The organism is Paenarthrobacter nitroguajacolicus (genome assembly GCF_051027655.1).
Lineage (GTDB): Bacteria > Actinomycetota > Actinomycetes > Actinomycetales > Micrococcaceae > Arthrobacter > Arthrobacter nitroguajacolicus.
Genome location: NZ_CP073234.1, coordinates 3,050,916 through 3,065,664 on the forward strand (window position 1 = coordinate 3,050,916; position 14,749 = coordinate 3,065,664).

The 14,749-nt window shown below is 60.1% G+C and carries 8 protein-coding genes; 2 read left to right on the plus strand and 6 right to left on the minus strand.

The genetic code is table 11. The features are described from left to right. Positions 1 to 174 precede the first annotated feature (174 nt). Genes KCX59_RS14475 through KCX59_RS14485 form a run of 3 tightly spaced genes read right to left on the minus strand, consistent with a single transcriptional unit; the run spans position 175 to position 2,866 of the window. Entirely contained in the window at positions 175 to 1,161 is a 987-nt protein-coding gene (locus KCX59_RS14475; RefSeq protein ID WP_091468545.1) for a Gfo/Idh/MocA family protein, read from the minus strand. After that, a complete protein-coding gene (locus KCX59_RS14480; RefSeq protein ID WP_179017147.1) occupies positions 1,161 to 2,252 on the minus strand; it encodes a DegT/DnrJ/EryC1/StrS family aminotransferase in 1,092 nt (363 codons plus the stop codon). Before KCX59_RS14480 ends, KCX59_RS14475 begins: the two co-directional genes overlap by 1 nt. Beyond that, positions 2,249 to 2,866 carry an acyltransferase gene (locus KCX59_RS14485; RefSeq protein ID WP_091468551.1) on the minus strand — a complete coding sequence of 206 codons (618 nt, stop codon included), beginning with the start codon at positions 2,864 to 2,866 and terminating at the stop codon, positions 2,249 to 2,251. The genes KCX59_RS14480 and KCX59_RS14485 overlap by 4 nt, the downstream gene beginning before the upstream one ends. A gap of 130 nt (positions 2,867 to 2,996) precedes the next feature. On the opposite strand from KCX59_RS14485, the gene KCX59_RS14490 reads away from it, so the two are divergent. Continuing rightward, positions 2,997 to 7,262, plus strand: coding sequence for an FtsK/SpoIIIE domain-containing protein (locus KCX59_RS14490; RefSeq protein ID WP_370629176.1), 4,266 nt, complete (start codon positions 2,997 to 2,999; stop codon positions 7,260 to 7,262). On the opposite strand, the gene KCX59_RS14495 is transcribed toward KCX59_RS14490, so the two are convergent. Beyond that, complete coding sequence (locus tag KCX59_RS14495) at positions 7,259 to 7,645, minus strand: hypothetical protein (protein ID WP_218649018.1); 387 nt, start codon at positions 7,643 to 7,645, stop codon at positions 7,259 to 7,261. The genes KCX59_RS14490 and KCX59_RS14495 overlap by 4 nt on opposite strands. Positions 7,646 to 7,997: 352 nt before the next feature. Here KCX59_RS14495 and KCX59_RS14500 point away from each other — a divergent pair, with 352 nt between their 5' ends. Continuing rightward, positions 7,998 to 8,246, plus strand: a complete 249-nt coding sequence (locus KCX59_RS14500; protein WP_015937605.1) for a WhiB family transcriptional regulator — start codon at positions 7,998 to 8,000, stop codon at positions 8,244 to 8,246. Positions 8,247 to 8,335: 89 nt separating this feature from the next. Here the strand turns inward: KCX59_RS14500 and KCX59_RS14505 are convergent, their stop codons facing one another. Both KCX59_RS14505 and KCX59_RS14510 read right to left on the minus strand, forming a co-directional pair. Next, positions 8,336 to 9,805: a sensor histidine kinase gene (locus KCX59_RS14505; protein WP_091468558.1), complete on the minus strand. Its 1,470-nt coding sequence runs from the start codon at positions 9,803 to 9,805 to the stop codon at positions 8,336 to 8,338. 31 nt (positions 9,806 to 9,836) lie between these two features. Further along, on the minus strand, positions 9,837 to 14,693 hold the full coding sequence (locus KCX59_RS14510) for an NAD-glutamate dehydrogenase (RefSeq protein WP_179017146.1): 4,857 nt from the start codon (positions 14,691 to 14,693) through the stop codon (positions 9,837 to 9,839). Between the last annotated feature and the right edge of the window lie 56 nt (positions 14,694 to 14,749).

A 14,749-nucleotide genomic window follows, 5' to 3' on the forward strand; every position in this document is an offset into this window, starting at 1 on the left:
GTATTGGCGTGCGGGCACAGAAATGCCCACGTCTACTGGTCAAGGCTACCCGACGTTGCGATCGTTCCCCGATTCGGCGGCGCCTGGCAGCAAGGCAGCATTTGTTCCGGAAAAACGAACGGGAGGCGTGGCCCATAGCCAGCCTCCCGTTCAATACTGCAAAAAGAACAATGCCTAGAGCGAGACCACGGAGCCTGTCCCTGCGGACTCGAGCACTGCTTCGGCAACGCGAAGGGTCTCAAGCCCCTCCGCCATTGTGACAATGTTCATGGACTTTCCGAGTACAGCATCACGGAAGGCCTCGTGTTCCATCTTCAGCGGTTCGCGCTTTGCCAGGGCAAAACGTGTGGATGACCCCTCGGACACGCCACGGAATGCGGCTATGGAATCCCAGTCTGTCTGGAAAGTGCCGTTTTCAATAAACGTCAGATCCGCCGAGATAGTGTCCGCGATGTATGCACCGCGCTCACCGAGAACAACCGTGGTGCGCTCCTTCATGGGGGACAGCCAGTTGACGATGTGGTTGGTGACTACGCCGCTCTTGAGGTGGCCAATTGCGGTGACCATGTCCTCGTGCTCGCGCCCGCTTCGGGAGGTGGTGTGCGCAACTACATTCACGAAATTGCTTTGTGCAAGCCATGCAGTCAGGTCGATGTCGTGAGTTGCCAGGTCCTTGACCACGCCAACGTCAGCAATACGGGAAGGGAATGGCCCCTGGCGGCGGGTCGAGATCTGGTAGACCTCTCCGAGGTCGCCATTGCCGAGCCGTTCGCGGAGGCTTTGCAATGACGGGTTGAAGCGCTCGATGTGGCCTACCGCCCCGATCAATCCCCGCGAATCGAACGCTTCGGCGATCCTGCGGCCCGAAACGGAATCGTTGGCAATGGGCTTTTCCACCAGGCAGTGCACGCCGGCTTCGGCCAATCGCAGTGCCACTTCCTCATGAAGCACGGTGGGCACAGCGGCCACGGCCATGTCAATGCCCTGTTCGATGAGCTGTTCAACCGAACTGCACACCTCGAGGCCGCTGGCTACGTTGTGAGGGTCACCGAAGGAGTCAGCGACGGCAACGAGGTCCACGCCCTCCAGCTCGCGAATAACGCGGGCGTGGTGGCGACCCATCATCCCCAGTCCGATGAGGCCTGCACGCAGATTTGCCACTAGCTTCCTGCCTTCGCAATGGCGTTGACCGCAGCTACGATGCGATCAAGGTCGTCCTGGGTCAGCGACGGGTGTACAGGCAGCGACAATACGCTGGCCGCAGCTTCCTCCGTGACGGGAAGGTCATCAGAAGTCTGGAAAGGAGCCAAACGGTGGTTCGGGATGGGGTAATACACGCCACAGCCCACGTTGTATTCCTCACGCAGCGCCTTGGCGAAGCCGTCGCGGTCCTCAGCGATGCGAATGGTGTATTGGTGGTATACGTGCTCGTAGCCTTCAGAAACCTTGGGAGTGACAACGCCTTCGATGTTTGCATCGAAGAAGGCCGCGTTCTCCTGCCGGGTCTTCGTCCAAGCGTTGATTTTGGTCAGCTGCACGCGGCCAATGGCAGCATGGATGTTCGTCATTCGGGCATTGAAGCCGACAAGCTCATTCTCGTACTGGCGCTCCATGCCCTGGTTACGAAGCAACCGGAGCCGACGCTCGACGTCTGCCAAACCGGTGCTGACCATGCCGCCTTCGCCGGACGTCATGTTCTTGGTGGGGTACAAGCTAAACATTGCGAAGTCACCGAACGTGCCCACCTTCCGACCGTTGACGGCGGCACCGTGCGCTTGGGCTGCATCTTCGAAGACCTTCACGCCGTGCTTGGATGCGACTGCGCCGATGCCGTCCACGTCGAACGGGTGGCCATAAAGGTGCACCGGCATGATGGCGGCCGTACGGTCCGTGATTTTTGATTCGACGGAGGCCGGGTCAAGCGTGTAGTGGTCCAGGTCCACGTCAGCGAAGATGGGCGTCGCTCCCGTCAGAGCTACGGAGTTGGCCGTGGCGGCGAACGTGAACGACGGAACGATGACCTCGTCACCAGGGCCAATCCCCGCAGCCAACAGGCCAAGGTGCAGGCCGGAAGTACCGGAGTTGACCGCTACAGCAGCCCGGCCGTCGAGGAGCACCTGAGAGAACTCCTGCTCAAAGGACGCAACCTCCGAACCCTGTGCGAGTTGGCCGGAGGCCAGGACGGCCTCTACTGCCTTGCGCTCGTCATCACCGATGATGGGCTTGGCGGGGGGAATGAATTCGGGGCTCATGCCTCTACCTCTCGAAGGGTCTCGTTCTGTTCAACATATGTGGCGCCGGTCTCCGGGCATACCCAGTTCTCGCCGCTGCGCTGCAGCGGGAAACCAGCTTTACCGACCCAACCATGGCGTTTGGCCGGCACTCCGACCATTAGGGCAAAATCAGGGACGTCTTTAGCCACAACAGCTCCTGCAGCTACTGTGGCCCATCGTCCGATGGTCACTGGGGCCACGCAGACGGCGCGGGCACCAATTGATGCACCTTCACGAATGGTGACGCCAACCGGCTCCCAGTCGTGAGCGCTCTTTAGACCGCCATCCGGGCTGACCGCCCGGGGGTAAGTATCGTTCGTGAGTACTACGGCCGGGCCGATGAACACTCCAGCCTCCAGCACTGCAGGCTCGTAGACAAGAGCATAATTCTGAACTTTGCAGTTGTCCCCCATCTTGACTCCGGTGCCAATATAGGCCCCGCGTCCTACGATGCAATTAACACCCAACTCGGCCTGCTCGCGGACTTGGGCCAGATGCCAAATCTTTGATCCATCACCAATAATCGCCTTGTCTGAAACATCGGCGCTCTCCGCAACCACTATCACCGGTGAAGGTCCTTCCTCATTGAGCACACGCGACAACGTGATTCATCTTAGCTGAGACACCATGCCCCGGTGTCAAGGCGGCGTCTGCATGAGCCTTGACGAGAGTTTTCCACATAAGGCATTACGGCCGCAGCGCCTAAATTCGGACGGCCGTAGCGTGATTCTTGTCAATCCGATGTTCAATGCCCTACGAAATGCGGAGGAAGAGCCCATGGCCTTGGAGTGCACATTGGTCTGCGCCCCCGGAGCCGCTGGAACAAAGGGCCCGGAGGAACTCAGCATCACCGTCCCGGAAGGCACGTCCGGCGCCCGCATACAGCAACTTCTCAGCGAAACGCGTGGAACTGGCGTGCTCTCGGTGGGTGGACAGTTCCTGGCTACTCTCACGGTGGGAATATCCCCGCTTGTTTCTGGCGCCGTCATTGTGGATGGTCCTCCGCCGCATCGAGACACGGAGAACATGTCCATGCCCCTAATGTTGCTTACCCATTCAGGCCCCGGCGCAGGCTCCGCCTTCCGCATTCAACGGGGCAAGTACTGCATTGGCAGGGGTCCGTTCGATATTTCATTGCCGGATCCGGGGATGTCCAGGGAACAGGCTCTCTTAGAGGTTTCCAGCACGGCGCTGATGTTGAGGGCGGTCGGGGGCGCGAACCCGGTTCTCGTGGATGGTCAGCCCGTTCATCGAAAATTCATCACGTCATCGTCATTGGTGCAGTGTGGGAACTCCACCTTCACCGTCGTCACGGGCAGTGGTCCCCTTACGGAGATTTCAGTCGATGCAGGTCGTTCGGTTGACGTACCACTCGAAGTACCTCATGTCAGTCGCGCCGGAAACCGTCCGGCAATGGCCTTGGCTGCCGGGGTGCCATTAATTGCCGGTATCGGCCTGGCAGTTGCCACAGGAATCTGGATGTACTTGGGATTTACAGCCATCTCAGCGATCAGCCTTCTCGTCCCGCTGATCGCTGGGCAAAAGGGCCGCCGGGAACGAAGGCTGGCCGTTGCGCGCGCGGTGCAGCAAGACATTGAACGACGCCGGCAGTGCTCGCCTTCAGCTGCAGAGCTGATTGTGGCAGCTCACCGCGCTTCCAAGGTGGGACAGATGACAACGGAGCCCACCACGGACCAGGCCGTTGTCGCTGCTGCAGCGGTGTCGCCGGCAGGGACCAACGGGCCGTCCGGGATCAGCAGTCAGGGCTACGATGTGTGGCTCAGGCTCGGCACCACGCAGGCGGCAGCAAACATGCGCCTTGTTCCCGACGATCCCCAGTTCCGGCCGCCGTCCATAGGCAGCGCGGCAATGACTTTGGATCCCAAACATTCCGTGGTGACACTCTGCGGCCATCCGGATCACACGGAGGCGATGCTTCGATTCGTGTTGATGCAACTAGCCAGCTTTTCGGGCTCTGCGGAGACGCCCGTCATTATTTTTGGCAGGACAGGAAGGTTGCCCTTGAGCGCCAGGTTCCTACCTCGGGTCACGCTCACAAGCACCCTGGCCACCGTCCTTGCTGCCCTGCAGCGTGCGAACGGCAAGCTGCAGGGGATGCTCATCATGCTCGATGATCCACCGCAAGATCAAGAATCCGTGTCCGAGGTCTTGAAGACTGCTCAAACCGCCGCGTGGCGGGTTATCAGGTGCTCCATACAGTTCGAGCTTTCCGGGGGCGTCATCGAAATATCGCCATCCGGAACAACAGGCTATCTGGAGACGGACGGCGAGCGCCGGCACTTCATCCCGGATCTCGTGCCAGCCGAAGTTTTCGATAGGTTCTGCCGTAGGGCGCGGGGTGCAGCTTTCGGTGAAGGACTTGGAGTCAGCAACGCGATTCCGGAGGAATGTTCGCTCGCTGATTTGCTTCCTTACGGCCAGCGCAGGGTGCTCCGGCGGTGGGCAGAGTCATCCAAGCAAGACGGCCTCAGCGCAGTCTTGGGCAAAGGCCACCGCGGGCAGTTGACCTTCGACTTTAAGCTCGACGGCCCGCATCTGTTGGTAGCCGGAACCACTGGTTCCGGTAAGTCCGAACTTCTTCGGACACTGGTAGCTTCGCTTGCACTGCGTGACTCACCCGATCGCACGACATTCTTGTTTTTTGATTTCAAGGGCGGATCAGGCTTGCGGCCACTAGCGGGCCTACCTCACTGCGTCGGAATGCTGACGGACTTGAGCAAACACCATTTGGACCGGGCTCTTGTTTCCCTCCGTGGGGAGATACGGCGCCGAGAAGAGCTATTCGCGGCGGCCGGCGTGTCAGATCTCGCCGGATATCGGCGATTAGCGTTGGCAAGCGATCCGAAGATCCCGTATCTGATCTTGGTAATTGATGAGTTTCGCATGCTGGTTGACGAAGCCCCGGGCTCTCTCCGCGAGCTCATGCGTGTCGCTACCATCGGGCGCTCCCTGGGTATTCATTTGGTGATGGCTACCCAGCGGCCCCAAGGGGCCTTGTCAGCCGACATCCGGGCGAACGTGACATCAAGCATTGCCCTGCGCGTGCAGTCTGCGGCGGAGTCCATGGACATCATCAATACGAAGGCTGCTGCCTCCATAAGCGTGAGAGCGCCGGGACGGGCCTACCTTGCAACGGCTTCATGCAGCCCCGAAGAATTCCAGACAGCGTCCCTATCGGTTTCCCCGACCATGACTATGGCTGGCGTCAGGCATAACAGTTCCGTGCCAACCGTGCAGTCAGCTTTGCAGGCGTTGGAGCCCCTTTCTACCGCAGCCAATACGTCCGCCAAACAGGACTCCCTCCAGGATGCTGGCGCCGAATGGGTGGTTTCAGCAGTCCACGAGGCATGGCAGCGCCTCTGCAAACCCATTCCCAGACTTCCAGTAGCCCCACCACTGCCCTCAACGATCCTTTGGGGTGATGAGCTACCTGGAGCGGACGGCCCCGTGTCCACGACGGAAGGGCAGTGGGCGGTGGGACCACTGGCGATGCTCGACAGGCCGGCGCATCAAGTAGTGGAACCGCTGCTATGGTCACCTTCCAAAGACGGCCATCTGGCAATGATCGGCAGCGACACGAGTGGCATACGGGACTGCTTCAGGGCTGCGTCCGCGATGCTCGCGACCCAGAAGCCCCAACCAGACCTCTATATCCTGGATGCAAGGGGCATCCTTGGACATGTCATCGAGGGCGGCCGAATCGGTGCCAGCGTGGGCCTGCACCAACTGCACCTGGCAGTGCGGGTCTTAAAGCGCCTCGCTGCGGAGATGGAGTGTCGACGAAGTGCCGGCGAGGCCGGGACGGCCAATGCGCCCCTGGTCCTCATAGTGGCCGGGTGGTGCTCGTGGGCCACAGCGCTCCGGAGTGGGCCGTTTGGTTATGCAGAAGCAATTCTGCAGGACATCGTGAGGGACGGTTGTTCCGTCGGCGTCACTGTGTTGATCTCCGGCGAGCGGGAACTCGTCAGCTCACGGTTTTTTGCCTCGATACAGAATCGCGCTTACTTTCCTTCGGGATCTACTGAAGAGTCGCGGTTCCACTGGCCACGCCTCCCGGATATGGAATCCCTCCCTGGGCGCGCCGTCGTCATGGGAAATCTTGCCAGCCAACACGCAACCGTCGCTCAGTTTCGTGTGGCTCCGGACAATGGACGCTGGCCGTTCGGTGATCTAGCTCCATCTGAACCGCCGTTCCGGGTACGACCACTCCCAGAGCTTCTGGGAGGAGAGGAATTCCGCGACCTTGTGGCGGAATTCCAGGGACAAGGACTGCCGTCGGGATCAGGTTCAGGCCCGGCCCCTGGCAACGTAGCGCGAGCCTGCACCGCGGAAAGCAGCGCGTTGGGTCCACTGTGGATCGGCGTCGGAGGAGACGAAGCCCTCCCGGTAGCCATGCCGCTGCGGGAACATGGGGTCAGCGTCATCCTGGGTAGTCCTCGCTCCGGAAAGAGCTCGCTCCTGGCATCGCTGCACGCGCTGAATCCTTTGGTCCCATGGGTTTACCCGCCGGATACAGCTTCTGCCAGCCCATTCTGGGCCGTGGTGGCATCCCAGGCCGCGGCGAAGACCCTTGCCTCCAACAGCATCCTGCTGGTGGACGACGCCGATTTGCTTGATCCCCAAGGACGCCAAGCCTTGGCGGGCTTGGTCGGTAAAGTGCGTGGCATCGTCCTGGCAGCAACAACGAGACCGGCCTTGCTACATCATCTGCCGCTGGCAAAGGAAGCACAGGCGTCCGGTATGGGGTTGGTTTTAGCCCCCGGAACACCCCACGATGGCGAACTGCTCGGCGTGAGGCTGGAGTCCGATCGGGGCGGACGCCCGGGCCGCGGCTTTCTCATCAGCGGAGCGGAAGTAAAGCCCTTTCAAGGCGTACTCGCCACAAGCTTTCCATCGCAAGCCAAGGGCACTGAACGAGTGCCAGGCTCGGTCCATGCTGCCGTGTGTCTGGAGCAGCCCGATGGCTAGAGCGCCCCGGTAGCTCCCCCAGTACGTGAGGCAAAAGCCACGACGTCCTTCTGAAAAAGGAAAACAATCGCAGCGAACGCCGGAATCAGCATCGCCGCTCCCTGCATCACCAGTCCCCCGGTTATGGTGGGGAAACCAATGGTGAGAACAAACAATTGGGCCACCAAGGCTGCGGCACGCGTCCACCTATAGCCGCGGAACAAGAAGTGTCCTACGGCGAATAGCCACGCAGAGAAGGCCAGCAGCAGCCCAAGAGTGAAGATTGCCCCCCAAAAGGTCAGCACTGGAGCACCCGTCAACAGTTCGAATGCGTACCAAGCAGCTGCCCCGAGGAGGGCGAGGGCTTCAAGCGCTACAACCACTGAGATGATGACGATTCCCAGGGGACGGCGACCAGCACCAAGTCTGTTGGCTGCGAGGCTCGACGACCCATCAGGATTATCGCTTCCGTCCGGGCCGGACGCGGGTTGGGCAGGGTTTACGGGAGGTCTTGACACACTGGCACACTACCGGACATAGTCATCTAGCAGTGAGGGCACTGGCGGCTGATGTGATGCATCGCTCACGGATTCCGGGCATTTCGACCACTAACACCCCTTGTTTACAAGGCGTTAACATGAAACGCTTGACTCAGACGACCAAGGGGGCCCATGCGGGCCCCTTTCCTTTGGAGCCTCTCGTGAATGTTTTCACAAAAGGCCCTTCTAGTTCTCACGAATGGAGTGACTGATCAGCATGGATTGGCGTAATCGCGCAGCCTGCCTCGAAAAGGACCCGGAGCTCTTCTTCCCAGTAGGCAACACGGGACCAGCACTTCTGCAAATCGAGGAAGCCAAAAGCGTCTGCCGCCGCTGCCCCGTTGTAGACACCTGCCTTCAGTGGGCGTTGGAGTCCGGACAAGACGCCGGTGTTTGGGGCGGCATGAGTGAAGACGAACGACGGGCACTTAAGCGTCGCGCTGCACGCGCACGCCGCGCTTCCTAGCCCAAGGACAGTGAAGGCCGCGGACCCTTGGTCCGCGGCCTTCTTCGTTAAGTGCTGCTCGTGAGATTCGCGAAACCTGGCTTTGGGAGCTACGCCCGAGCGAGGTTGAGGACGATCTCGACAGCGGTCCCCCCGCCTTCGCGCGGGCTCCACTGAATGGACCCGCCGAGCTCGCTGGTCACGAGTGTACGAACAATTTGCAGGCCCAATCCTTCGGTGTATTGGCCATCCGGCAGGCCCACGCCATCGTCGGCTATGGTCACCGTCAGGAATTCGTCGTTGCCGTCGCCATCTGCCCGATCGGCCAGCAACCACACCGTTCCTGTGCGTCCCTCGAGTCCATGCTCAACGGCGTTGGTGACAAGTTCGTTGATGACCAAGGCCAGTGGGGTGGCAAAATCGCTGGGCAACTCGCCGAACAAACCTGAGCGTTCTGTTCGCACTTGCTGGGACGGTGAAGCTACTTCGGCTGACAGCCTGAATTGCCGCCCAATCAGTTCGTCAAAGTCGACACTCTGAGTCAGGCCTTGGGAAAGGGTCTCGTGTACGAGCGCGATGGTGGCCACCCGCCGCATCGCCTGTTCCAGACCCTGCTTGGCTTCGTCGCTGACCATTCGCCGCGATTGCATACGCAGGAGAGCTGCAACGGTTTGAAGATTGTTCTTTACCCGGTGGTGGATCTCCCGGATGGTGGCGTCCTTGGTAACAAGTTCCATTTCCCTGCGACGCAGTTCCGAAACGTCACGGCAAAGGACAAGTGCTCCGAAACGCTGCTGCTCATCGCGCAGTGGAATGGCCCGAAGTGACAGACTGACACCCCTGGACTCAATCTCGCTGCGCCAAGGCATCCGCCCTGTCACAACCAAAGGCAGCGTCTCGTCCACCATCCGCCGGTCCTTCAGAAGGCCGGCAGTCACCTCTGCCAGCGAACGCCCCTCCAGGGATTCCACTTCCCCCAGTCGACGGAAGGCAGACACGCCATTGGGGCTGGCATACTGCACAATGCCTTCCGCGTCTAGTCTGATGAGCCCGTCGCCCACTCGGGGGGCGCCACGTCGGGAGCCTGTCGGAGATGCGAAGTCGGGCCACAGGCCCAGGGTTCCCATCCGCAAGAGATCATAGGCGCATTGACGATACGTGAGTTCCAGCCTGGATGGCATGCGCGAACTGGACAAGTCCATATGCGATGTCACAACAGCGAGTGTTCTGCCGTTGCGCACCATGGGGACAGCCTCAACACGGAGTGCCATCTCGCTGCTCCAGCTTGTTTCACTTGATCGCTCGATAGAGCGACTGTTCCACGCCTTATCCACAATCGGGCGGAGATCCGAGCGGATGCCCTCCCCCACGAAGTCCGCATGGAACACCGTATGCGATGTCGACGGACGGACGTGGGCGAGGGCAATATAGCCGAACTCCGGATGCGGGAACCACAAAGCGAGGTCCGCGAAAGCCAAGTCAGCGACCATCTGCCAGTCACCGACGAGGAGGTGCAGCCATTCGGCATCTCCAGGCCCGAAATCAGCGTGTTCCCTGATGGGGTCTGTAAAGATTGCCACTGCACCTCCATTTGCGACGCCGGGACGGACCCTAGCGTCGAACGATTGACCTCAAGAGCCTTAATGCTACCGACAGTGAAGCCATGTCGTCGGCTTCGAGCGCGTTGACCTCATCAAACATCGTCTTGGCACGTCCCAGCTGTTCGGCATTCTGCCCTTCCCACGCCTTCAGGCGATCCTCAGCCGAGGCGCCGGCCTCTGTGGACTCAAGGACCGACGTCGTCATATCCGCCACCGTGGAGTACAAGTCATCACGGAGAGCTGCACGCGCCAATGCCTGCCAGCGGTCATCGCGAGGCAAGGAACTGATTCGTTCCAGCAGCGAATCCACATGGAAGCGGTTGAATACTGTGTAGTAGACGTGTGCAACGTCCTCGACGCCCTCGCTTCCGGTCTGGGCAATCCGCGCGATGTCCAAGAGTGCGTAGCTCTCAAACAGCTCAGCCCACCTGTGCGCAAGATGCTCCGGCAGTCCCCAGGTTCTGGCTTTGTCCAACCAGCCGGAAATTCGGATCTTGTCCTCACCCCGGAGGTAGTCCAGAAGCTTGGCCCTCAGTGGGGCCAACATGGGTTTGAAGGATTCAACGACATCGGAAATAGGCTGTGACCCCATCCCCTGGCCCAGCACCCAGCGTACTGCCCGGTCGAGCAACCGCCGGATGTCCAGATGGACTTCACTCCAGTGTTCGGTGGGGAAGGATGCCGGAAGTGCATTCAGCTCGGCAACCATGGGATCGAGATCATAGATTTCACGCAGAGCCACGAAAGCCTTGGCAACGGCCACCTCATTGGCCGACGTTTCTTCAATGGCCCGGAAGGCGAAGGTGATGCCCCCAAGATTGATGATGTCATTGGCAACCACAGTGGCGATGATCTCGCGCCGCAGCGGGTGAGTGTCCAAATCAGCGTCGAACTTTTCCCGCAGTTGCTTCGGGAAGTACTCACGGATTGTGTCCGCAAACCACGGATCGTCGGCGAGGTTGCTGTCCCGCAACGCGCCAGCCAGCTCGATCTTTGCGTATGCGGCCAGGACCGCCAACTCGGGAGACGTAAGTCCCTGGCCCTGTTCCAACCTCGACCGCAGGGTTTCCGTGGTGGGGAGTGCTTCAAGATCACGCTTGAGGTCGGCAGACTTCTCCAGCCAGTCCATGAGGCGCTCGTAACTTGGGCTCCAGTCCGCGACTCGGGTCCGGTCGTTGAGCAGCAGGATGTTCTGGTCGATGTTGTCCTGCAGGACAAGCCGTCCCACTTCATCTGTCATGTCAGCGAGGAAGCTGGCTCGTTCGGCGGAGTCAAGTTTGCCGGCCGCGACCATCCGATCCACAAAGATCTTGATGTTGACCTCATGGTCGGAGCAGTCAACACCGGCGGAGTTATCGATCGCGTCCGTATTCAGAATGACGCCTTGCAAAGCGGCCTCGATACGTCCCCGCTGCGTCAATCCCAGGTTTCCTCCTTCGCCCACGACCTTGACCCGCAGATCCCGGCCGTCCACGCGGATAGCGTCGTTGGCTTTGTCGCCCACGGCGGCATGGGTTTCAGTACTAGCCTTGACATACGTGCCAATACCGCCGTTATAGAGAAGATCTGCCGGTGCCAGCAAAATCGCGCGAAGAAGCTCCGGCGGGCTTAGCTGCGTCGTTCCATCCGGCAGGCCCAATGCCTTGCGTACTTGCTCCGAGACCGGGATGGTCTTGGCTTGACGTGGATAAACGCCGCCACCTTCGCTGATAAGGGTGCGGTCATAGTCGTCCCACGAGGATCGGGGCAGTTCGAAGAGCCTTTGCCGCTCGGCAAACGATGCAGCAGCATCAGGCGAGGGATCAAGGAAGATGTGGCGGTGGTCGAAGGCGGCCAGCAGCCGGATATGCCGGGAAAGCAGCATGCCGTTGCCGAAGACGTCACCAGACATGTCGCCAACGCCAACCACCGTGAATTCCTCAGTCTGGGTGTCCAGGTCGAGCTCACTGAAGTGCCTCTTGACTGATTCCCAGGCTCCGCGGGCGGTGATGCCCATGGCTTTGTGGTCATAACCGACTGACCCACCCGAGGCAAACGCGTCACCGAGCCAGAATCCGTATTCGGCCGCAAGCCCGTTGGCGGTGTCGGAGAACGTTGCGGTGCCTTTGTCCGCTGCAACTACAAGGTACGAGTCGTCATCGTCGTGCCGAACAACGTCCGGCGGCGGCACCAGCCTCTCGCCGTCTGCTGACGTTACGAGGTTGTCTGTGATGTCCAGAAGGCCTCGAATGAAAGTCTTGTAGCTCTCAATTCCTTCGGCCATCCAAGCAGCCCTGTCTACTGCCGGGTTGGGGAGCTTCTTGGCAAAGAAACCTCCCTTGGCGCCCGTTGGGACAATGACCGCGTTCTTGACGGTCTGCGCCTTTACGAGGCCCAGAATCTCCGTCCGGAAGTCCTCCCGGCGGTCAGACCAGCGAAGGCCACCGCGGGCTACCTTCCCGAAGCGCAAGTGCACGCCTTCAACTCTCGGAGAGTAAACCCAGATCTCGAACATCGGGCGTGGGAAAGGAAGACCCTCAATGGACGTGGGATCCAGCTTGAAGCTGACGTATTCCTTGTTCTGGTAGTAATTAGTCCGGAGAGTCGACTCAATAAGGTTCACGAAAGTACGCAGAACGCGATCGGCATCCAACGTGGCCACCTGCTCGATCGACTCAGCGAGCGCTGCCCGCGCTGCGGCTTGGCGTTCGGGCCGCTGTCCTTCCGGAACGGCGGGGTCGAAGCGTGCAGAGAAGAGCTCATTGAGTCCACGTGCAACATCGGGGTTGCCCAGCAAGGTATCTGCAATGAATCCGAAGGAATTGGTGTTGCCCATTTGCCGCATGTACTTGGCGTAGGCACGAAGTACCACCACTTGACGCCAATGTATGCCTTCACGGAGAACCAGCCGGTCAAAGTTGTCTGATTCGACAGCACCCGTGATGGCTGCACCGAAGGAGGCGCCCAGCAGGTCTCCCGTAGCCAGGGGGTCGACGCCCGCGGGGTACTTGAGTCCTAGGTCGTAAAGGAAGAAATCGCGATGATCCGAGGTTTCGATCTCGAACGGCCGCTCATCCAAGACTTCAAGGCCGAGGTTGTGGAAGTAGGGAAGGATTTGGCTAAGGCTCTTGGGCTCCATCAGGTAGAGCTTGACTCGGGCATCCTCCTCCAAGGCCTCACCGGCACCTTCGGGAAGATACACATGGACACCGGGCTTGATTTGCTTGGTGACCCGTCCTGCCCGCTCCGCCTCCGCACCGTATTTCTCGAAGCGTTCAATGTCCTCAAGAGCGTCTTCCACTTCGTAGTCCACGCGGTACCCCGCGGGAAACGCCTCAGCCCACAGCGCAGACAGAACATCAGCGTCCTCGGCAGACCGGTGCTCACGGAGCACCTCTGCGATACCTTCGCTCCAAGACCGGGACGCACGCATCAGCCGTTGTTCCAGTTCTTTTACGTCAACTTCCGCCAGTTCAGCCGTGCGGGGCAACCTGATCCTGAAGAAGACACGAGCCAATGCGGATTCAGTGATCCGGGCCTCGTAGTCAATGCTTTCGGCGTGGAACGTCTCGCGGAGTTCCTGCTCGATCCGGAGTCTGACGCTGGTGGTGTATCGGTCACGGGGCAGGTAGACCACGGCGGACATGAACCGGCCGTAAATGTCCGGGCGCAGGAACAGCTTGGTCCGTCGTCGCTCCTGGAGTCGCTGGATGCCGGTGGCAGTGGCGGCAAGATCCGGTATCTCGATCTGGAACAGTTCGTCGCGGGGATACGTTTCAAGGATTCCCAAAAGATCCTTGCCCGAGTGGGAGTCAATGGGGAACCCTGCGTTGCGCAGGACAGCATCCACCTTGTCCCGAACGATCGGGATGTTGCGTACCGATCCAGTGTAGGCACTAGTGGCAAAAAGGCCGATGAACCGCCGTTCACCGTTAACGTTGCCCAACGCATCGAAGCTCTTGACGCCGATGTAATCAAGGTAGGCGGGCCGGTGCACAGTGGAACGCGAGTTCGCCTTGGTAATCACCAAGGCACGCTTCTCCCGCGCACGTTTCCGGCCGGCATCCGTGAGGTGCTGGACTTGACGCGTGGTGTCGCCGGCACGCAGGAGGCCGAGGCCGCTGTCTTCACGGAGTTGAAGAACGTCCTCGCCGTTCTCGTCCACGAGGTCGTATTCGCGGTAACCCAGGAAAGTGAAGTTTCCGTTGTCCAGCCATCGCAAAAGGTCTTGTGCCTGCCGGAGTTCAGCGACTTGCTCTGGGTGCGTGATGCCGGCCAACGCCTCGGCTAGCTCGAGAGCTTTGCTGCGCATCTTTGGCCAGTCCTCCACCGCCGCCCTGACGTCGCCAAGGACACGTTGCAGCCCGGCGATCAACTCTTCCCGCGCATCGTCACTTACACGGTCAATTTCAACAGCGATCCATGACTCCATATGCGACGCGTTATCGCCATCGCCCAAGAGGTGGGCCACGCTGGGGAGTGCGGCGGTGTCGCCGCTGGAGATGCCAACGTTGGACGGGACCCTGGAAATACCGCTCAGCTCACCGGACACACGGTCGCGTGTGACCACGAACAACGGGTGCATCACCAAACGGATCGCGCAGTTCTGGCGAACAAGTTCTGCATTGACAGAGTCGACGAGGAACGGCATATCGTCCGTGACGATATATACAACGTTTCGCTCGGGTTCGGCGGCGATCTGGACGACGGCATTTCCGGGCCGTCGGGACTGGGCAACGTCCTTGTGCTTTGTGGCCCGCGCAATCAGAAGTTCAGGTGAATACGCACGCGAGTCTTCCTCTGCCAGGTGTTCATAGTAGTCACCGAAGAACCCTTCACGGACAACTGTTGCATCGGACCGATCCTCCACGCTGGATCCTGACGACATCTACAAACGCCTCCATCACATGTTCATTGCTGCGACTCTGCAGCCCACATGGCGAG